This is a genomic window from Nocardioides sp. B-3 (assembly GCF_024703895.1).
Classification (GTDB): domain Bacteria; phylum Actinomycetota; class Actinomycetes; order Propionibacteriales; family Nocardioidaceae; genus Nocardioides.
Genome location: NZ_CP087968.1, coordinates 2,653,753 through 2,672,925 on the forward strand (window position 1 = coordinate 2,653,753; position 19,173 = coordinate 2,672,925).

A 19,173-nucleotide genomic window follows, 5' to 3' on the forward strand; every position below is an offset into this window, starting at 1 on the left:
TCGACAAATGGGGCCATTGTGCGTGGGATCCCGGGGGGCGTTGAGCTCGCCCGGGAGCTCGACATCTGACGTTCACCTCGCCCACGCGGGCCGGCTGCCTGCGCGCTGTTGGCTCTGGACATGAAAACTCGGAGCCTCATCGTCGCGGCCATCGCTGCCGCCGTCACCCTGACCACCGTCCCGGCCAACGCGCTGCCCACCGAGGACCCGATCGTGATCGGGCACCGCGGGGCCTCGGGCTACCGCCCCGAGCACACGCTCGCGGCCTACAAGCTCGCGATCAAGCAGGGCGCGGCCTTCATCGAGCCCGACCTCGTCTCCACCAAGGACGGCGTGCTCGTCGCCCGCCACGAGAACGAGATCTCCGGCACCACCGACGTCAGTGCGCACCCGGAGTTCGCCGACCGCAGGACGACCAAGCTGATCGACGGCTCGCCGATCACCGGCTGGTTCACCGAGGACTTCACCTACGCCGAGCTGAAGACGCTCAACGCCAAGGAGCGGCTGCCCGCGGTCCGCCCGGCCAACACGGCGTTCGACGGTGAGTTCAAGATCCCCACGCTGGAGCAGGTCCTCGACCTCGCGACCAAGCGCGGTGTCGGCGTCTACCCCGAGACCAAGCACCCGACCTACTTCGACTCGATCGGGCTCTCCCTCGAGGAGCCGCTCGTCGCGGCACTCCGGGCGCACGACCTCGACGACGCCGACGACAAGGTGATCATCCAGTCCTTCGAGGTGGCCAACCTCGTCGAGCTCGACACGGTGATCGACGTGGACATCGCCCAGCTCGTGAACTCCAGCGGTGCGCCGTACGACCAGACGGTCGCCGGCACCGGTGTCACCTACGCGTCGATGACGACTCCTGCCGGCATCGCCGCGATCGCTGCCTACGCCGACGGCATCGGCGCCAACAAGGACCTCGTGCTGCCGCGGACCGGCGGCGCCACGACGACCCCGTCGGCCCCGGTCGACGACGCGCACGCGGCCGGCCCGGTCGTGCACGTGTGGACGCTGCGCCCGGAGAACCAGTTCATGGCGACCAACTTCCGCATCGGCACCGACCGCAACGCCCCCCGGGGACCTGTTCGCGGAGACCCAGGCGTTCCTCGATGCCGGGGTCGACGGAGTGTTCTCCGACAACCCCGACATCGCGGCGGCTGCGCTGGCTGACTGGCTCAGCTGACGGCTACACCTCGTCGTCGAGCGGCGTCGGCTCCTCCGGGGCCGGCGCCGCGGCGTACGACTCGACGGCCTCAGGCTTGGTACGGCGACCGGTGAGCGCCACCGCGAGCAGGCCGGCCGGGCCCGCCGCCAGCCGGGGGAGCGGCAGGAACCAGCGCAGGTCATCGTCGCCGATCGCCGTCGTCTCGAACAGCAGCCAGATGGCGGCCAGCCCCGGAGAACGCGACGCCCATCACGAGGTGGCCGACGTTGACGGGGTGGCGACCGGACTGGTCGGTCTCGACCTCGGTGTACGAGGTGTAGGGGTTGGGGTAGTCGCTCATGTCTGACCTCACTGCTCGCGGACGGTGACTCGGCCGACGCCGAGGTCGATGTTGATGCGCATGTCGGGCACTTCGTTGCCGCCGTCGACGAAACCGTCCTCGCTGATGTCGAGGCCGTCGTCGTGCTGGCCGAAGAGGCTGATGTCGCCGACACCCACGGCGGCGTGGACGGAGACGTCCATCCCCTCGGGGACGATCACGACGAGCTCACCGATGCCGCCGTCGATGTTCAGCTCGTTGCCGTCCGGGCCCTCGACGTCACTGACCCTTGAGAGGTCGACGAGCAGGTCGCCGGCCTCCATGTCATAGGAGTCGCGGACCTCGGCCGACGTGGTCGGGGTGTAGGTGAGGCTCTTGCCGTCGTAGTTCGCGGTCGCCGTTGCGGCGAGCGTCGCAACGGCGGTGATGAGGCCGATGAAGATCAGTCCGCCGGCACGGCCCCAGAAGGCGCCGAGGAGCAGCATCGCCCCGGTCAGCGACATGGCGAGGGCGGGGTAGGCGGCGTCCGGAACGGAGGTGCCGGAGACATCGATCAGGCCGAGCGTGCCGACGCCGGTGGCGATCAGCGCGAGGGTGAACCAGAAGAGGATCGGGCCCCTCCGGCGCGGGTTGCGGGGCTTCACGTAGCCCTGCCACTGGTAGGGCTGGTCCCGGGTACGAGTACGCCTGCTCCGTGCCGGTCGTCTCCGCCGTGGTCGGCATCTGCCAGCCCGGCTGCGGCTGGGCGCTGGCGTAGGTCGCCGGCTGCTGGTCGCTCTTCTCCTTGCGGTTGAGGAACCACACGACGAGCAGCCCGATGATCACCAGCGGCCGGGGGAACCAGAAGGCGCCGGCGAAGTCACCGACGGCCGCGATGGCCGCGAGCACGCCGGTGCCGATCAGGGCGATGTTGCGGTTGCGGTCGTCCAGCCCGAGCGGCTCCGCGGGGGAGCCCTCCTCGGGGACGAGCAGCCACATGGCGCCGTACAACAGGAGACCGGAGCCGCCGAAGAACACCAGCACGACCAGCGCGACCCGCACGATGATGGGGTCGATGTCGAGGTGGCGGGCGAGGCCGCCGGCGACTCCGGCGATGTGCCGGTCGTCGCTGGCGCGTCGCAGTCGACCGAGCTCGAGGACCTCGTTTCGGGTGGTGCGAGGGCCTTGCTGTTCGCCCGGATCCGCGGCGGGAGGTGGAGATGTGTTCGTCATGGCACCAACTCAACGCCACGCGCGCCCTCCGCACCATCGGGGACGACCCTGAATGTGCCTCAGCGATCCCGGTCGGGACTCAGGGTCGGCTCGGGGGTGAACCTCATGGTGAGCGGCGCGCTGGCCTGCGACGATGGACGCACGATGAGCAGCACTGTGTCCCCGCCCCCCGCCAGCAGCACCGGCCCGCGCCCGTTCCGCCGCGCCACCCGCGACACCGAGTCACCGATCGCCGGTGGTGTGTCCGGCGGCCTCGCGCGGGCACCTCGGGGTGCCCGTCCTGTGGGTGCGCGTGGCTTTCGTGCTGCTGGCCGTCCTCGACGGCGTCGGCCTGATGTTGTACGCCGGACTGTGGATGTTCCTGCCGAGCGACTCCCGTTTCCGAGGAGGCCGCGCCCGGGCTGGAGAGCGCCACCCGCACGGGCAAGCGACCGCGGCGAGGCTCGCGGCTGCGCGACGCCGGCCCGGTGATCGCGATCGGGGCGCTGCTCTTCGGCGCCGTGCTCGGCTTCGAGGCGGCCTTCGGGCAGGGTGCCCTCTTCTGGCCTGTGGTGATCGCGCTCTCCGGGGTCGCGCTGTTGTGGCGGCAGGCCGACGAGGCCCAGCGCGAGCGCTGGCTCGACTCGACTGGGCGGATCGATCCGTTCCGCGCGATCTTCGGGGGCGGTGGCTGGGCGGCCTACTTCCGGGTCTTCGCGGGCCTCTCGCTCGTCGTCACCGCGCTGATCCTCTTCGCGGTCTGGTCGGGCTCCTTCGCGTTCCGCGGGGCCGGTGATCATCGCGGCCCTGCTGGGCGTCGTCGGGCTGGCGATCGTGGTCGGACCCCGGGCGCTGCGGCTGGTGCACGACCTCGGGGCCGAGCGCGCCGAGCGCGTTCGCACCCGTGAGGGGGCCGACATGGCCGCCCACCTGCACGACTCGGTGCTGCAGACGCTGGCCCTGATCCAGAAGAACTCCGGCGACGCGGCCATGGTCGCCGCTGGCCCGGCCCGCCTGCAGGAGCGCGACCTGCGTGGCTGGCTCTTCGAGTCCGTCGGCACCGACGTCACCGTCGCCGGCGAGCTCCGCGCCCACGCCGCCATCGTCGAGGACACCTACGGCGTGGTCGTCGACGTCGTCGCGGTCGGCGACCTCGACATGACCGAGTCGCTCAAGCCGATCACCGACGCGACGCGTGAGGCCCTGACCAACGCCGCCAAGCACGCGGGCGTCCCGCGCATCGACGTGTACGCCGAGGTGTCGGCCGAGGCCCTCGACGTGTTCGTCCGAGATCGCGGTCTCGGGTTCGACCCGGGCTCGGTCGCGGACGACCGCCGGGGCGTCCGTGGCAGCATCATCGACCGGATGGCCCGGCACGGCGGCAGCAGCGAGATCCGCTCCGCCCCGGGCGACGGCACCGAAGTGCGGCTCCACCTGCCGCTGAAGACCGAGGAGAAGTCATGACCGCCCCCGCACCAGGTCCGACCCCGCGTCCCGTCCGGGTCGTGATCGTCGACGACCACGCGATGTTCCGGGCCGGCGTCCGCTCCGAGCTCGCCGCCGCCGGTGTCGGTGTCGTCGACATCGTGGCCGAGTCCGCCGACGTCGATTCGGCGGTGGCCGCGATCCGCGAGCACCAGCCGCACGTCGTGCTCCTCGACGTGCACCTCCCCGGCGGAGGCGGCGTCGAGGTCATGCGGCGGATGCCCTTCCCCGACGCGCGCTACCTCGCCCTGTCGGTCAGCGACGCGGCCGAGGACGTCATCGGCACCATCCGCGGCGGAGCGCGCGGCTATGTCACCAAGACGATCACCGGCCCCGAGCTGGTCGACGCAATCGGGCGCGTGGCGGACGGCGACGCCGTGTTCTCGCCCCGGCTCGCGGGCTTCGTGCTGGACGCCTTCGCGGGCTCCATCGACGTCGCCGCGGTCGACGAGGACCTCGACCGCCTGACCGAGCGCGAGCGCGAGGTGATGCGCCTGATCGCCCGTGGCTACGCCTACAAGGAGGTCGCCAAGGAGCTCTTCATCTCGGTCAAGACCGTCGAGACCCACATGTCCTCGACCCTGCGCAAGCTGCAGCTCTCGAGCAGGCACGAGCTGACGCGATGGGCCTCGGACCGCCGCCTCCTCTGACCGCCGGGTTTCATGTAACCGGCGTTTACCCGGACTGACCGGCCGTTGCGTGGGCCGTTCAGTGTGACTAAACGCCGGTTACAAGGAGCGGGCCTCGATCGTCGTACGGCGATGGGCCCTGTTCCGGACCGCAGCTCGTCCACAGGCAGCCTCGATGGTCGGTTGTCCACAGCCCCCGCGACGGGGTCAGGCGCGCTGTCGGAGGTGCTCCGGACGCTGGTCCCATGGACCCGCGAATCATTGGCCGGATGGCCACACAGGAAGGCCTGATCACTCGCCGTCAGCTCCTCGAGCTGGGCCTCCTCCCCGAGGAGATCGACCGGCACGTGCGAGTCGGCGTGCTCGTCCTCGTGCGACGAGGGGTCTACGCGCGGCCCGAGGTCTGGGCCGCGGCCGGGCGGTGGGACCAGAGGCAGCGGCTCATGGACCGCGCCGCGTCGCTCTCGACCGGCCGACCACACGTGTGGAGCCACGACTCGGCGGCTCTGCGACTGGACATGCAGGTCCTCAAGCAGGACGGGCGGTCGCACCTGACCCATGCCGGTCGACGAGGAAGCCACACCCGCGCCGGCATCACACATCACCATGCGCCGTACACCTCAGCAGAGCTCGACCCGACGGGGCACTCTCTCCGGCTGGCTCGCGTCGCCCTCGACATTGCCCGCGAGCACGGGATCCGCGCCGGGGTCTGTGCTGTCGACTCGGCGCTGCGTATGGGTGCCACCTATGAGGAGCTGGAGTTCTCCCTCGAGCGGATGAAGCACTGGCCCGGCGTGTCTCACGCGCGCGTGCGGTTGCCCTCAGTGATCCCGACACCGACTCCATCGCCGAGACGCTCGGGCGCGAGCTCGTCGAGGAGCTGGGCCATGGTCGACCTCAGACCCAGTTCGGCTTGTCGGCAGATGGGCGCGTGGTGTGGTGCGACCTGAGGCTGCACCGCCACCTGTTCGAGATCGACGGCTGGATCAAGCTGCTGGCCGTCGCCGAGGGCGGTGTCGCGGACGACCCCAAACAGGCGCTGCGGGAGCAGAAGGAGCGCCGGGACTTCGTGACGGGCTTCAAGACAGGAATGTCTCACCTCGTCTGGGCCGATTTCTGGGGCGCCCAGCGCGACCAGGGAAGGCCCGCCCGGAGCGGGAGTACAGGACACCTGCAGCCGATTCGGCACTGACATCAGCGATCTCGCGGCCTTCAGGCCACGACAGCCGCGTCGCCGTACGTCGCCTCCCACCGCAGCCTGAGGCAAGGGCGCCGCTAGTCTGCGGCCATGGAGATCCTGCGCCTCGTCCTGCTGTTCGTGCACGTGCTCGGCTTCGCCGCACTCTTCGGAGGTCTGGTGGTGCAGGCCCGCAGCTCCGAGAAGTCGGTCAATGCCGCGATGCGCGACGGCGTCGGCACCGCCTTCCCGGCTGGCCTGCTGCTCGTGGGTGCGCTGGAGTCGGGCGACGACCCGGTCAACCACGCCAAGATCGGCGTGAAGTTCGCGATCGGGCTGGTGCTGCTCGTGCTCGTCATGGCCAACACCCGCAAGCCGACCATCCCCCGGGGTCTCTGGGCAGGCCTGCTTCTGCTGAGCGTCGCCAACGTCGCAGTGGCCATCTTCTGGTCGCCCGCCCACGCCGCCTGACCCGACCTCGGTCTTGTAACCGGCGTTTACACGAACTGAACGGCCGACCCAACGGCCGGTCAGTGTGACCAACGGCCGGTTACATGTTCCGCGCGCGGACCTGTCGGTCCCGGGCCGTAGGCTGGCCGGGAGATGAGTAGCCCCGACCTGATCCCCGGCCTCGAGCACGTCACGCCCCATGAAGAGCCACGCACGACTCGTCGTGGGCCCAGCCCCGACGAGCTGCTCGAGGGCCTCAACGAGCCGCAACGCGCCGCGGTCGTGCACGCCGGCGCGCCGCTGCTCGTCGTCGCCGGAGCGGGCTCCGGCAAGACCCGGGTGCTCACCCGGCGCATCGCCCGGCTGATCACCGAGCGCAAGGCCCATCCGGGCTCGATCCCGGCCATCACCTTCACCAACAAGGCCGCGGCCGAGATGAAGGAGCGGGTCGAGGACCTCGTCGGCAAGCGCGCCCGGATCATGTGGGTCTCGACGTTCCACTCGGCGTGCGTGCGGATCCTGCGCAAGGAGATCACCGCGCTCGACTTCGACGGCACCTCCTACAAGTCCAACTTCTCGATCTACGACGCGGCCGACTCCAAGCGGCTGATGACGCTCGTGCTCAAGGGCCTCGACCTCGATCCGAAGAAGTACCAGCCCGGCGCCGTGCTGCACTGGGTGAGCAACCAGAAGAACGAGCTGCGCGACCCCGAGGAGGCCGCCAAGGACACGCGCAACTCCTTCGAGGAGGCCTACGCCGCGGCGTACGCCGGATATCAGCGCCGACTGCGCGAGGCCAACGCCCTCGACTTCGACGACCTGATCATGACCACGGTGCACCTGTTCCAGACGCTGCCCGACGTGCGGGAGAACTACCGCCGCCGGTTCCGGCACGTGCTGGTCGACGAGTACCCGGGACACAAACCACGCGCAGTACGCCCTCATCCACCAGCTCTGCGGCCGGGACCTCGGAGGAGGGGCGGCCGGTCGAGGACACCCCGAGCGAGCTGATGGTGGTCGGTGACGCGGACCAGTCGATCTACGCGTTCCGCGGCGCCAACATCCGCAACATCCTCGACTTCGAGCAGGACTTCCCCGACGCCACCTCGATCATGCTCGAGCAGAACTACCGCTCGACGCAGACGATCCTGACGGCGGCCAACTCGGTGATCAGGAACAACGCGAGCCGCAAGGACAAGCGGCTGTGGTCCGAGGCGGGTGACGGCGAGCGGATCGTCGGCTACGTCGCCGACGACGAGCACGACGAGGCGCGGTTCGTCTCCGAGGAGATCGACAAGCTCGTCGACACCGGTGACGTGCTGGCCAAGGACGTCGCGGTGTTCTACCGCACCAACGCGCAGTCGCGGGTGTTCGAGGAGATCTTCATCCGCACCGGCCAGCCCTACAAGGTCGTCGGTGGCGTGCGGTTCTACGAGCGCCGCGAGGTCCGCGACGCGCTGGCCTACCTCCGGATGCTGGTCAACACCGCCGACGAGATCTCGCTGCGGCGGGTGCTCAACACCCCGAAGCGGGGGATCGGCGACCGCGCGGAGGCGTGCGTCAACGCGCTGGCCGAGCGGGAGCGGATCTCGTTCTGGGAGGCGCTGGTGCTCGCCGATCAGGCGCCCGGGATCGCAACCCGGTCGCTGAAGAACATCCGGGGCTTCGTGGCGATGATCCGGGAGCTCCAGTCGATGGTCGCCGCCGACGAGCGGGCCGACGTGATCCCGGAGTCGGTGCTCGAGCGGTCGGGCTACCTCGCCGAGCTCGAGGCCAGCGACGACCCGCAGGACGAGACCCGCGTGGAGAACCTCGCCGAGCTGGTGGCGGTCGCGCGCGAGTTCTCCGACGACCCCCAGCCCGGCCCGTCCGCCGACCCGGCGGAGGTCGAGGCGGGAGTGGTCGCCGTGACCCTCGGCGACTTCCCCGGAGCGGGTCGCGCTGGTCGCCGACTCCGACCAGATCCCCGACACCCCGGAGGGCGAGGATGCCGGTGTCGTCACGCTGATGACGCTGCACACCGCCAAGGGCCTCGAGTTCCCGGTGGTCTTCCTGACCGGCCTCGAGGACGGAGTCTTCCCCGCACCAGCGGTCTCTCGGCGACCAGCCCGAGCTCGAGGAGGAGCGGCGCCCGGCTACGTCGGCGTCACCCGTGCCCGCGAGCGGCTCTACGTCTCGCGCGCGATGGTGCGCTCCGCCCGGGGTGCGCCTTCGCACAACCCGGCCTCGCGGTTCATCGACGAGCTCCCCGTCGACCCGGTCGACTGGCGTCGTACGGCGCAGGCGATGACCCGTTGGGGCCGACCCGACCTTGCGTCGAGCTCGTCGGCTCGCCTCGGTGCGCCGACCGATGCCGGTCGCCGCAACTTCTCGGCCGCGGCCGCACGTGCCGACGTGAAGGCGAAGGCGAAGCCGGCCCGCGAGATCCCGTCGCTGGAGCCGGGCGACCGGGTCCTGCACGACTCGTTCGGGATGGGGACCGTCGTGGCGCTCGAAGGCGCGGGCGACAAGTCGGTCGCGTCCATCGACTTCGGGGTCCGAGGGCGTGAAGCGGTTGTTGCTGCGCTACGCGCCGGTGGAGAAGTTGTGAGAAGCGAAGCGCCGAACAACTTCTGATGGTGGTTGAGCGAGCCGCGCGACCGAGGCACGAGGTCGCGACTGGCGTGTCGAAACCCAGTCGTTTACGAAGCGGCAGTACTACGGCGTGATGCCGTGCTCCAGCAGCGCGGTGAAGGGGTCGACCGGGTCGCCGGCGCCGGGTCGGACCTCGAGGTGGAGGTGCGGACCGGTGGAGTTGCCGGTGGAACCGACGGTGCCGATGGTCTCGCCGCCGCGGACGACGTCGCCGACGCTGACCGGGAACGAGGTCTGGTGGCAGTACCAGATCTCGGTGCCGTCATCGAGGGTGACGACCGTCTTGTTGCCGTAGGAGCCGTCGTAGCCCGTCTCGGTCACGACGCCGTTGGCGATCGAGCGGATCGAGGATCCGGTGGGGGCGGAGAAGTCGAGGCCGGTGTGCACGCTGGACCAGAGGTAGCTCGACAGTCCGAACGTGGCGGTGATGCGGTAGCTCTCCAGCGGAAGGATCCACTGGTTCTCCTTGATCTTGGCCGACTGCTTCTCGGCGGCCGCGGCGAACTGCTTGAGGGCCGCGTGCTGCTGCTCGGCCCTGGGCCTCCGCCTGCTCGACCAGCTCTTCGTTGGCGGCATCGGCGAGCGCGTCACGACGCGAGTCGCGCGACACGATCGCGTCGCGGTGACCGAGCGGCGCGACATTGGCGAGGCCGGTGCTGCCGGCCGCGGCCATGGCGCCGGTCTGCGAGGTGACCTGACCGACCGGGCCGGCGTCGGAGGCGCTCACGGCGCCGCCGGCGGAAACTGCGAGGGCCGCAACCCCGACCGGGATCGGGGCGGACGGCAGTGCACGGAGGAAGGGGTGGCGAGCAGGCTCTCGTGCTGCCTTGCGTCGACCCGCAACGGGTGCTGCCGAGGTGTCGCGGCGGGGGCCGCGTTCCGCTCGGTGGTTTCCCATAGATCAGGTTCCTTATGTGCCGGGGGTCGTCGCCTCGGGGGATAGGCGACGTCGAACTGTAACGGAAAGGTCACGACCACCGAAATCGGTAGCGACAAATTTGTGGATGACGTCACCGGGCGTTCGCAGCGCTTCACCGTACTCGGCCGTGCTCGGTCGGTGTGATGTGGGGTGGATCACCTGCTCGCTAGGCTGCCCGTCATGAGGATCGTGGTCGGCGATGCGGGGCTGGGCCGGGCGTTGCGCGACGCCGGCCACGAGGTCATCTACCTCGGGCCCGACCACACGCCCGAGCAGGTCGCCGCGATCGCCGTACAGGAGGACGTCGACCTGATCGCTCTCGAGGCCGCCGCCGACACCGACCTCATCGCGGGGCTCCTCGTCGAGCTGGAGGCCGAGGACATCGACGTCGCCGTGGTCACCTCCGATCAGGCCCGCGCGCTCCGATAGCGCTCGAGCGCTTCGCGCCGCTCGTCGGCGTGGTCGACGATCCGCAGCGGGTAGTCGCCCTCGTAGCCCGTGTCGGACTTCCGGGGCTCGTGCGCCGCGGCGCCGGGGAGGTGCGCCAGCTCGGGCACCCAGCGCCGTACATAGGAACCGTCGGGGTCGAACTTCTTGCCCTGCGTGACCGGGTTGAAGACCCGGAAGTACGGCGACGCGTCGGTGCCCGTCCCGGCGACCCACTGCCAGCCGTGGTTGTTGGAGGCCACGTCGCCGTCGATCAGCAGGGACAGGAAGTGGCGGGCGCCGAGCGGCCACCACACGTGCAGGTCCTTGGTCAGGAAGGAGGCGGTGATCATCCGGACCCGGTTGTGCATCCAGCCGGTGGCCAGCAGCTGCCGCATCCCCGCATCGACGATCGGGTAGCCGGTCGTCCCCGTGCGCCGGGCCTCGATCGCGTCCTCCGGCTCGTCGTAGCGCATCCCGCTCAGGGCCGGCTTGAGATCGGACCACGCCGACGAGCGCGAGTGCCACAGCACGTCGGCGTAGAACTCGCGCCGGAGCCAGCTCGGTCGCATAGGTCGAGGCCGGATCGAGCTCGGCCAGCAGCGAGCGCGGGTGCAGCACCCCGAGGTGGAGGTAGGGCGACAACCCTGGACGTGCCGTCGTGGTCGGGCCGGTCTCGCTCGACCTCGTAGTCGTCCGTGTGCTCCGAGCGGAACGCGTGCCAGCGCCGCCGGGCCGCGTCCTCCCCGGCGGTCGGCAGCTCGACGGGAGCGTCGGCGACCGCCTTCTCCAGCATCGCGACGGCATCGGACGACGAGTCGGCCGGCGCGAGGTCGGGGGAGCGGGGAGTCATCGCCGGCTCCGGCCACCCGCGCTCGCGCCGGGCCCGGGCGAACGCGGTGAACACTGGGTAGGGATCGCCGGTCCCGTTGCTGACCAGCCCCGGCCCCACGGCGTACGGCGAACCGCTGGCGACGAGGTCGACGCGCTCTCCGACGACGGCATCGCGGCCGCGGCCGTAGGGCGTGGTCTCGGCGGCCACGTGGACCGCACCGGAGCCGGCGACGGACGGGACGACGTCGCGCGGGTCGCCGTACCGGATCGTCAGGGGGATGCGCTCGGCCGGGGACAGGACGTTGGCCGCGAGCCGGGCGCGACGAGCCGGACCGGCGCTCGTCCAGAGGGCCGGGTCGACGACGAACAGGCAACTGACGGGCCCGTCGGACAGGGCCGCGAGCAGGGCCGGGTTGTCGCGGACGCGGAGGTCGCGACGGAACCACATCACCAAGGGCACGCGGATCAACGTAGCGAGAGGGTGATCAGAGCCACCTCGACCAGCCTCGATGTGACCCGGCCAACAGGTCTAGGGTGCCCAATGGAAATCCCGGACTGTTAACGAACTCGAAAAGGACTGGGTACGTCGTGGACTTGATGGAGTACCGGGCGAAGGAACTCTTCGCGAAGCACGGAGTGGCAGGCGCCCTCGGCATCACCGTTGAAACCCCGGAGGACGCTCGCGCGGCCGCCGAGAAGATCGGTGGCGTCGTCGTCGTCAAGGCCCGTGTCAAGGCCGGAGGTCGTGGCAAGGCCGGCGGCGTCAAGGTCGCCAAGACGCCCGAGGAGGCCGAGGAGCACGCCCGCGCGATCCTCGACCTCGAGATCAAGGGTCTCCCGGTCAACCGGGTGCTCGTGGTCCCCGGCGCATCGATCGAGGAGGAGTACTACTTCTCCTTCCTGCTGGACCGGTCGAACCGCTCCTACCTCTGCATCGCCAGCGTCGAGGGTGGTGTGGAGATCGAGGAGGTCGCCAAGACCAACCCGGACGCGGTGAAGATGATCCCGATCAACGCCGGCACCGGCGTCGACGAGGCCAAGGCGACCGCCATCGTCGACGAGGTCGGCTTCCCGGCCGAGCTGCGCGACCAGGGCGATCACGATGGTCCAGCAGCTGTGGACGGTCTTCACGTCCGAGGACGCGACGCTCGTCGAGGTCAACCCGCTCGCGCGGCTGACCGGTGACAAGCTCGAGGCCCTCGACGGCAAGGTTTCGCTCGACGAGAACGCCGAGTTCCGTCAGCCCGACCACGCCGCCTTCGAGATCCGTGAAGAGGCCGACCCGCTCGAGGCGAAGGCCAAGGACCTCGGCCTCAACTACGTCAAGCTCGACGGTGCCGTGGGCATCATCGGCAACGGCGCGGGCCCGGTCATGTCGACGCTCGACGTCGTCGCCTACGCCGGCGAGAACCACGGCGGCGTGAAGCCCGCCAACTTCCTCGACATCGGCGGCGGCGCCAACGCCACCGTCATGGCCAACGGTCTCGACGTGATCCTCAACGACGAGCAGGTCAAGAGCGTCTTCGTCAACGTCTTCGGTGGCATCACCGCGTGTGACGAGGTCGCCAACGGCATCAAGGGCGCCCCGGAGATCCTCGGCGACGCGGCCACCAAGCCGCTCGTCGTCCGCCTCGACGGCAACAACGTCGAGGAGGGTCGCCGGATCCCGGACGAGCTGAACCACCCGCTCGTGACCCAGGGTCGACACCATGGACGGCGCGGCCGACAAGGCCGCCGAGCTGGCGAACGTCTGAGAGGCGACGACAACATGAGCATTTTCCTGAACAAGGACTCCAAGATCATCGTCCAGGGGCATCACCGGCGGGATGGGTTCGAAGCACACCACCCTGATGGTCGAGTCCGGCGCCACCATCGTGGGCGGCGTCAACGCCCGCAAGGCCGGCACCACGGTCGAGCTCGGCGGCCGGGAGCTGCCGGTGTTCGGCAGTGTCGCAGAGGCCATGAAGGAGACCGGCGCCAACGTGTCCGTCGCCTTCGTGCCGCCGCCCTTCACCAAGGACGCTGCGATCGAGGCCATCGACGCCGAGATCCCCCTCCCCGGTCGTGATCACCGAGGGCGTGCCCGTGCAGGACACGGCCGAGGTCGTGGCCTACCTCGAGGGCAAGTCCACCCGGATGATCGGCCCCAACTGCCCCGGCATCATCACGCCGGGCGAGTCGCTGGCCGGCATCACGCCGCACACCATCGCGGGCAAGGGCCCGGTCGGTCTCGTCTCCAAGTCGGGCACGCTGACCTACCAGATGATGTACGAGCTGCGTGACTTCGGCTTCTCGACGGCCATCGGCATCGGCGGCGACCCGATCGTGGGCACCACCCACATCGACGCGCTGCAGGCGTTCGAGGACGACCCCGACACCAAGCTGATCGTGATGATCGGTGAGATCGGTGGAGACGCCGAGGAGCGGGCGGCCGACTACATCAAGGCCAACATCACCAAGCCCGTCGTCGGCTACGTCGCGGGCTTCACCGCGCCCGAGGGCAAGACCATGGGCCACGCCGGCGCCATCGTGTCCGGCTCCGCGGGCACCGCTGCCGCCAAGCAGGAGGCCCTCGAGGCCGTCGGCGTGAAGGTCGGCAAGACGCCGTCCGCCACGGCCGAGCTCGCGCGGGAGATCCTGAAGACCCTCTGATCCCAGAGTGCACGTGCCCCGTTCGCCTCGCCGAGCGGGGCACGTGTCATTCAGCACCCGGCGCGGGCGAAGACGCACATCTCCGCCGCGAGGTCGCGCCCCAACCGGGTCTGCCGGCGCAGGGTCGGACCGATGGCCTCGAGGGTGCCTTCGCCGTACACGTGGGTGAGCAGGATGCCCTTGCCGACACGGATGACTCGGAAGGCCGAGGCCCCGAGGCCCATCGTGTAGGTGCGCGAGAAGGTGATCGCGTCGTAGCCGGTGTCCTCGAAGTGCACGGTCCACACGCGGCCGCCCTCGACGTGCTGGCAGTGTCCGAGGATGAAGCGGATCGCCTCCATGGTGCGCAGCGCGGCCTGCACGCCGCGCAGGGAGACGAGCTCTGCGAGCGTCGAGGTATTCGGGACCGGTGGTGCGTACGGCGAGTCGGTCGACCACCCGCCGTGGGTTCCTCGGCCACAGTCGGTCGCCGCAGGCGCGCGGCCTGCCGATGCCGGCGGCGTCGGGTGCGGGCACCGGCTCCACGCCGGACTCGTTCTCCGCGATCCGCAGGGTCAACGGGAAGTCGTCGGGGATGGGCGTCGGTGTCGGCGCCAGAGCGGGAGCCCGAGCCGCACCCGGAATCGTGCCCGAGAAGATCGACATCGCCTCGACCGTCTCCTCGAGTCGGGAAGCCTCGTCGACGATCCCCTCGTCGAGGTTGGTGGACGGGTCCCACTCGGCGTAGGACGACGTCACCAGCAGGGCGCGACCCACCCGGACCACGTCGATGATCTCGGCGCCGATGCCGACGTCGCCGTCCTGCTCGTAGGTGTGGACCGGGACGGCCGCGTCGGGTCCGAAGGTCGAGTCGCGCACCTCGGTGAGCAGGCGTGACCCCGGGCCGAGCGCATCGGCCGGGCACGCCGCCGCCGACGAGCGGATGTCCGCCATGACGGCCGCCGGCTGGGCGGTGTCGGCGAAGAGCATCAGGTCGCGGGTGTTGGAGTACTCGTTGCCGCTGGCCTCCGCCGCGAGACGGTCGGTCGGCTTCAGCCCGCGCAGCGGCTTGCGGCCGCAGAGGTCGAGGGCGCGCATGCCGACGCTCTGTGCGGAGATGCTGACGGCGTCGCCGTCCCCGCTCGCCATCGCGTCCGAGAGCGGGAAGTCGTCGGGGATGACGGTGGCGGCCGGCGTTGCCGCGGTGGCGCTGGGCGTGGTGGATGTCGTGGGGGCGGCCGGCTCCGCGGGCGTGCCCGACGGGGACTCCCGGCTGCAGGCCGACAGGGTCAGCACCGGGGCGCAGGCCGGGGCGAATCGCCTCATGTCCTCATCCTCTCCACAGCGGTCGTCGCTGGGAAGACGCGAGCCCGAGCCGCATTGTTGTGACGGATCGGCGTTGCGACGAGTCAGCGCTGGGCGCTGGGCAGGTCGCCGAGGCGCTCCGGGGCCCGCTCGGCGACCGCGGTGAAGTCGTCGCGCGCCATCGTCATCGGACCCGCGGGCGTGAAGCCGACTCGGGAGACGGCATTGCCGTCGCGCATGATCGCCATCCAGAACTGGAGCGTCCGGTTGTCGGTGATCTCGATGTCGAGGTCCCAGACGGTGAGCGCCACGTCCTTGCCGGACCGGTTGACCAGCGTGTCCACGGACGTGCCGAGGTTGGCCTCACCACAGCGGCGGATGCGGTTGCGCACCTCGTCGATGAACTTTCGTGCCTGCCCGGTCTTCATCGTGGCCACGGACTGGGTCAGGCCGAAGGGATCGAGCGGCTTCTTCGGGAAGACGAAGGTCCGCGTCAGCGCGTGCCGCATGCCGCGGCCTCGGAACTGGGTGTTGTCGCATCGCGTCGACGCGTAGTTGGTGCGGGCGCGCACGGGGTCGGTGCCGACCCACGGACCGCGGGTGCTGGTGATCGGCGGCAGGTCGACCGCCGACAGCATCCCCGGCGGCTTGCCGACGGGGAAGGGATCGCCGCGCCGCGCCCGGGGCGGCCCGGCACAGGCGCCGGCGCCGGGTGTGCCGCACGCGGCGTTGACGGCTGCTGCCAGTCCGGCCGCGGCGGTCTTCGCGGCGACGGGTGCACCGGTCGAGCGCACCGGGGTCGTCACCGTGAGCTGACCGGTGCGGGCCACGCCCACCGCGATCCGGCTCGGCTTCTTGTCCCGGGAGCGCAGGGTCATCACGGTGGCGTCGTCACCCACCCGCGAGACCGCGTCGGTGGACAGCAGCTGGACACGCGGGTCGAGGCAGTCGGCGTACCACCCTCGGGTGATCTCGAAGGCCGCCTGCGCCCGGGCCTCGTCGGCGGAGAGCTCGACGAAGTGGACGGCGGTGGCGCGCTTCTCGGTGACGGTTCGGCGCACGGTGCGCGCCTTCTTGCCCTTGCCCTTGCGGGTCTTCTTCACCACCTCGGCCGTGCCGGTGAAGGAGCGCATCAGCGCGCCTGCGCCGGCCGGGTCCGCGAAGCGTCTGCTGGCACGGCATCACCGGGCCGGAACCTGCCGGGTTGTCCGACGTCTCTCGCTCGCTCCAGCTCAGGCCGCGGCCGTAGCGCTCGACCTGCGGAGCGCCCAGCAGCGTGGTGTCCTCGAGCGCAGGTGCGGCGCCCGCCGAGGCCGGGCGCACGGTGATCCCGGGCAGGGCGCTCTCCCCGGTCGAGCGAGCCTCGGCTCGGAGCCACCCGAGGCGACGACGGTGCCCGAGACGAGCAGGGCGGCGATGACCGCCGCAGAGCCGATCAGCGTGTGTGTACGGCGACGTGCGGTGCCCGCACGGCGGATGATCGTGCTCCGGGGCCGGGTGGTGCCGATGAGCGGGGCCCGCAAAGCGTCTAGCCGAAGGCGGACATCGGTGCTCTTGACGGCTCGGGCCACCGCGAAGCGGGAGGTCGCGCTCTGCAGCGCGTTCGGTGTCGGCGCGGGGGAGGCCGACCTCGCGGGCGATGTCGGTGAGGGAGAGCGGCGACAGGGAGGTCAGCACGAGCGCCTTGCGCTCGTGGCTGCTCAGCTTGGCGAGGGCCTCGAGCGTCGCACGGACATTGGCGTCGACCGTCTTGTCGCGGTGCCGGGGACGAGCAGTGTGGCGGTGCAGGGCACGGCTGTGCGCGTGCGGTCGCACCCGGGCCTCGGGGTCGTCGAGTCGGCTCACCTTCGACCAGTGGTGCCGGGCGACGGAGAACGCGTCGCGGACCGCGGTGCGCGAGGCGGGCAGGTCGCCGGTGAGCGCATATGCCTCGAGCAGGAGACGCTCGCGCGTCTCGGCGTAGAACGTGTCGAACGCTTCGAAGCTCCCCATGACCCGCTCAACGGTACGGGGTCGCGGCGTGGCAGCGCGAACGCCCTCGGTGATCGGGTCATGATGGCCGGGCCATGACCTCCCTGCTCCTCGACTCCTCCGAACGAACCTCGACCGGCCGCGCCCAGCGTCCGCTGGTCCTGATCGCCACGCTCGGCGGTGCCGCAGCCGCGCTGGCGCCGCTGCTGGTCTGCGTGGCCGTGGGCATCATCGGTTGGTTCGCCGCCGATGCCGGTGCGCACGGTGTCCCGCGCGACGGCATGAGCATGGGCGCGGTCGCCCGGCTGATGGCGCACGGTTCCGGCATCACCGTGCGCGGGGTGGCCGTGGATGCCGTCCCGCTCGGCCTCACCGCGATCTGCGCCTCGGTCGATGTGGCGACTGGGCCACCGGGTCGGCGACGCGTTGTCGGGCCACGGGCCCGACGCCGACCGGATCTCCGACGGGGAGCGCGACTTCACGGTGCCGCTGGCGACCGGACTCTTCTTCATCGGCTACGCCGTCGTGGCCGTCGTGGTGGACACGCTCACGGCGAGCGTCGAGACCACCCTGAGCGTGCCCGGCGTGGTCATGTGGAGCCTCGCGATGACCCTCGCGTTCGCAGGGCCGGCCATCGCGGTCGGCTCCGGCCGGGCCGCGATCTGGGCGACCTTCGTGCCCGCCGTGATCCGACAGGGCGCCGCCACCGCGATCGCGATCCTGACCGCCTTCCTCGCCCTGTCCGCCGCCGTCTTCCTCGTCTCCCCGGCCGTGGGCATCGGCCGCGCCGCGACGATGATGAGCCAGCTGCACCCGGGGGTGGGCGAGGGCATCGTCTACGCCGTCGCCAACGGCGGATTCCTGCCCAACGCGACCCTTTTCTCCGGCTCCTTCCTGCTCGGCCCGGGGTTCGCGGTCGGCGGCAACACCCTCGTCTCGCCCGGCGCCGTGGTGCTGGGCCCGCTCCCGTTGTTCGCCCTGCTGGCGGCGCTGCCGGGCACCGGCACGCCCGGGCTGCTCCTGTCGTCCCCTGGTCTGGCTGCCGCCGTTGGTGGCCGCGCTCGCGACGATGTGGTGGCAGCGTCGACACCCCACCCTGACGTGGCTCGAGGCCGCGCTGCGCGGTTGTGGCGGCGGGATCGTGGCCGGGGTCGCCTTCGCGACGCTCGCCTCCGTGGCGGGCGGAGCCGTCGGACCCGGTCGGATGCGCCACGTCGGACCGTTCGTGCCGGAGGTGCTGGTGGCGGCCATCACGGCGTTCGGCCTCGGTGGCCTTCTCGGCGCCCCGGCGATGGCGTGGTGGCAGCGGCGAGGAGCCCTAGACTCCGGCGAGTGACCACTCGTCTTGTCGTTCTCGTCTCCGGTGCCGGCACCAACCTCCGGGCTTTGATCGACGCGTGCGCGGATCCGGCGTACGGCGCACAGGTGGTCGCAGTCGGTGCCGACCGCGACGGCATCGAGGCGCTCGCTCGGGCCGATCGGGCCGGCATCCCGACCTTCGTGAAGGAGGTCTCGCACTTCACGAGCCGCGAGCACTGGGACCGGGTGATGGCGACGTCCGTGGCCGGGTTCGAGCCGGACCTCGTGGTCTCGGCCGGCTTCATGAAGCTGGCGGGGAGGAGTTCCCGGCCCGTTTCCCGGGCCGCTACGTGAACACCCACCCCGCGCTGCTGCCGTCGTTCCCGGGGATGCACGGCGCTGCCGACGCCCCGGCCCATGGCGTCAAGGTCACCGGCGCGACGCTCTTCATCGTCGACGCCGGAGTCGACACCGGCCCGATCATCGCCCAGACCGTGGTGCCCGTGCTGGACGACGACAGCGTCGAGAGCCTGCACGAGCGGATCAAGACCGCCGAGCGCACGATGCTCGTGGACACCATCGGGCTGATGGCCCGCGACGGGTGGGAGCTGGACGGGCGCCGCGTGCGCTTAGGATGAGCGCACACGACTGGCGCAGGTGGCTGACCACCGGGGAGTGAAGCCGTGGAGCATCGAACGCCCGGGTGCTCCCCTCCGCAGCAATCTTTTTGGAGCAGCC

At 70.7% G+C, this 19,173-nt stretch carries 21 protein-coding genes and 5 pseudogenes; 17 read left to right on the forward strand and 9 right to left on the reverse strand.

From position 1 onward, the window contains the following. Positions 1-120 precede the first annotated feature (120 nt). Positions 121-1,170, forward strand: coding sequence for a glycerophosphodiester phosphodiesterase family protein (locus LP418_RS17625; protein WP_257953046.1), 1,050 nt, complete (start codon positions 121-123; stop codon positions 1,168-1,170). 173 nt (positions 1,171-1,343) lie between these two features. Here the strand turns inward: LP418_RS17625 and LP418_RS17630 are convergent, their stop codons facing one another. Genes LP418_RS17630 through LP418_RS17640 form a run of 3 tightly spaced genes read right to left on the reverse strand, consistent with a single transcriptional unit; the run spans position 1,344 to position 2,696 of the window. Further along, entirely contained in the window at positions 1,344-1,505 is a 162-nt protein-coding gene (locus LP418_RS17630; RefSeq protein ID WP_257953047.1) for a hypothetical protein, read from the reverse strand. An 8-nt stretch (positions 1,506-1,513) separates the two neighbouring features. Beyond that, positions 1,514-1,807 carry a cell wall-active antibiotics response protein gene (locus LP418_RS17635; RefSeq protein ID WP_257953048.1) on the reverse strand — a complete coding sequence of 98 codons (294 nt, stop codon included), beginning with the start codon at positions 1,805-1,807 and terminating at the stop codon, positions 1,514-1,516. 1 nt (position 1,808) lies between these two features. Further along, complete coding sequence (locus LP418_RS17640) at positions 1,809-2,696, reverse strand: PspC domain-containing protein (protein ID WP_257953049.1); 888 nt, start codon at positions 2,694-2,696, stop codon at positions 1,809-1,811. A gap of 467 nt (positions 2,697-3,163) precedes the next feature. On the opposite strand from LP418_RS17640, the gene LP418_RS17645 reads away from it, so the two are divergent. The 9 genes and pseudogenes from LP418_RS17645 to LP418_RS17685 all read left to right on the forward strand — a co-directional run bounded on the left by LP418_RS17645 (position 3,164) and on the right by LP418_RS17685 (position 9,032). Beyond that, positions 3,164-3,583: a hypothetical protein gene (locus LP418_RS17645; RefSeq protein ID WP_257957271.1), complete on the forward strand. Its 420-nt coding sequence runs from the start codon at positions 3,164-3,166 to the stop codon at positions 3,581-3,583. Further along, positions 3,468-4,139, forward strand: a complete 672-nt coding sequence (locus LP418_RS17650; RefSeq protein ID WP_257953050.1) for a sensor histidine kinase — start codon at positions 3,468-3,470, stop codon at positions 4,137-4,139. The genes LP418_RS17645 and LP418_RS17650 overlap by 116 nt, the downstream gene beginning before the upstream one ends. Further along, the gene (locus LP418_RS17655; RefSeq protein ID WP_257953051.1) at positions 4,136-4,810 is read left to right on the forward strand and encodes a LuxR C-terminal-related transcriptional regulator; all 675 of its coding nucleotides are present in this window, start codon (positions 4,136-4,138) and stop codon (positions 4,808-4,810) included. Before LP418_RS17650 ends, LP418_RS17655 begins: the two co-directional genes overlap by 4 nt. A gap of 248 nt (positions 4,811-5,058) precedes the next feature. Beyond that, a complete protein-coding gene (locus LP418_RS17660; protein ID WP_257953052.1) occupies positions 5,059-5,739 on the forward strand; it encodes a type IV toxin-antitoxin system AbiEi family antitoxin domain-containing protein in 681 nt (226 codons plus the stop codon). Further along, a complete protein-coding gene (locus tag LP418_RS17665; RefSeq protein ID WP_257953053.1) occupies positions 5,724-5,981 on the forward strand; it encodes a hypothetical protein in 258 nt (85 codons plus the stop codon). The genes LP418_RS17660 and LP418_RS17665 overlap by 16 nt, the downstream gene beginning before the upstream one ends. A 96-nt stretch (positions 5,982-6,077) precedes the next feature. Next, positions 6,078-6,437, forward strand: a complete 360-nt coding sequence (locus LP418_RS17670) for a hypothetical protein (protein WP_257953054.1) — start codon at positions 6,078-6,080, stop codon at positions 6,435-6,437. A 132-nt stretch (positions 6,438-6,569) separates the two neighbouring features. After that, positions 6,570-7,427: a UvrD-helicase domain-containing protein gene (locus tag LP418_RS17675; RefSeq protein WP_257953055.1), complete on the forward strand. Its 858-nt coding sequence runs from the start codon at positions 6,570-6,572 to the stop codon at positions 7,425-7,427. Then, positions 7,427-8,215 (forward strand): annotated as a pseudogene (locus LP418_RS17680) (3'-5' exonuclease); the annotation flags it as partial. The gene LP418_RS17675 and the pseudogene LP418_RS17680, both read left to right, overlap by 1 nt. Positions 8,216-8,423: 208 nt before the next feature. Next, the gene (locus LP418_RS17685) at positions 8,424-9,032 is read left to right on the forward strand and encodes a 3'-5' exonuclease (protein ID WP_257957080.1); all 609 of its coding nucleotides are present in this window, start codon (positions 8,424-8,426) and stop codon (positions 9,030-9,032) included. A gap of 81 nt (positions 9,033-9,113) precedes the next feature. On the opposite strand, the gene LP418_RS17690 is transcribed toward LP418_RS17685, so the two are convergent. Continuing rightward, complete coding sequence (locus LP418_RS17690) at positions 9,114-9,641, reverse strand: M23 family metallopeptidase (protein ID WP_257953056.1); 528 nt, start codon at positions 9,639-9,641, stop codon at positions 9,114-9,116. A gap of 508 nt (positions 9,642-10,149) precedes the next feature. On the opposite strand from LP418_RS17690, the gene LP418_RS17695 reads away from it, so the two are divergent. Continuing rightward, positions 10,150-10,398 (forward strand): cobalamin-dependent protein, encoded by a 249-nt coding sequence (locus tag LP418_RS17695; RefSeq protein ID WP_257953057.1) that lies wholly within the window; start codon positions 10,150-10,152, stop codon positions 10,396-10,398. Here the strand turns inward: LP418_RS17695 and LP418_RS17700 are convergent. Continuing rightward, entirely contained in the window at positions 10,377-10,928 is a 552-nt protein-coding gene (locus LP418_RS17700) for an FAD-binding domain-containing protein (RefSeq protein WP_257953058.1), read from the reverse strand. The genes LP418_RS17695 and LP418_RS17700 overlap by 22 nt on opposite strands. Further along, the gene (locus LP418_RS17705; protein WP_257953059.1) at positions 10,877-11,689 is read right to left on the reverse strand and encodes a deoxyribodipyrimidine photo-lyase; all 813 of its coding nucleotides are present in this window, start codon (positions 11,687-11,689) and stop codon (positions 10,877-10,879) included. The genes LP418_RS17700 and LP418_RS17705 overlap by 52 nt, the downstream gene beginning before the upstream one ends. 128 nt (positions 11,690-11,817) lie before the next feature. Between LP418_RS17705 and sucC the strand changes: the two are divergent. Both sucC and sucD read left to right on the forward strand, forming a co-directional pair. After that, positions 11,818-12,983: pseudogene (sucC, locus tag LP418_RS17710) on the forward strand (ADP-forming succinate--CoA ligase subunit beta). Positions 12,984-12,997: 14 nt separating this feature from the next. Next, positions 12,998-13,881: pseudogene (gene sucD, locus LP418_RS17715) on the forward strand (succinate--CoA ligase subunit alpha). A gap of 50 nt (positions 13,882-13,931) precedes the next feature. On the opposite strand, the gene LP418_RS17720 reads toward sucD, so the two are convergent. Next, positions 13,932-14,222: a hypothetical protein gene (locus LP418_RS17720; protein ID WP_257953060.1), complete on the reverse strand. Its 291-nt coding sequence runs from the start codon at positions 14,220-14,222 to the stop codon at positions 13,932-13,934. Between LP418_RS17720 and LP418_RS17725 the strand changes: the two genes are divergently transcribed. Continuing rightward, positions 14,221-14,757, forward strand: a complete 537-nt coding sequence (locus tag LP418_RS17725; protein WP_257953061.1) for a hypothetical protein — start codon at positions 14,221-14,223, stop codon at positions 14,755-14,757. The two genes, LP418_RS17720 and LP418_RS17725, sit on opposite strands and share 2 nt — an antisense overlap. Beyond that, on the forward strand, positions 14,744-15,331 hold the full coding sequence (locus tag LP418_RS17730; protein WP_257953062.1) for a hypothetical protein: 588 nt from the start codon (positions 14,744-14,746) through the stop codon (positions 15,329-15,331). The genes LP418_RS17725 and LP418_RS17730 overlap by 14 nt, the downstream gene beginning before the upstream one ends. On the opposite strand, the gene LP418_RS17735 is transcribed toward LP418_RS17730, so the two are convergent. Then, a complete protein-coding gene (locus LP418_RS17735; protein ID WP_257953063.1) occupies positions 15,270-16,064 on the reverse strand; it encodes a hypothetical protein in 795 nt (264 codons plus the stop codon). The genes LP418_RS17730 and LP418_RS17735 overlap by 62 nt on opposite strands. Further along, positions 16,057-17,157, reverse strand: coding sequence for a hypothetical protein (locus LP418_RS17740; RefSeq protein WP_257953064.1), 1,101 nt, complete (start codon positions 17,155-17,157; stop codon positions 16,057-16,059). Before LP418_RS17740 ends, LP418_RS17735 begins: the two co-directional genes overlap by 8 nt. 372 nt (positions 17,158-17,529) lie before the next feature. Here LP418_RS17740 and LP418_RS31105 point away from each other — a divergent pair. Next, positions 17,530-18,472 (forward strand): annotated as a pseudogene (locus LP418_RS31105) (cell division protein PerM). After that, a pseudogene (purN, locus tag LP418_RS33765) lies at positions 18,469-19,073 on the forward strand (phosphoribosylglycinamide formyltransferase). Before LP418_RS31105 ends, purN begins: the two co-directional pseudogenes overlap by 4 nt. Positions 19,074-19,173 lie beyond the last annotated feature (100 nt).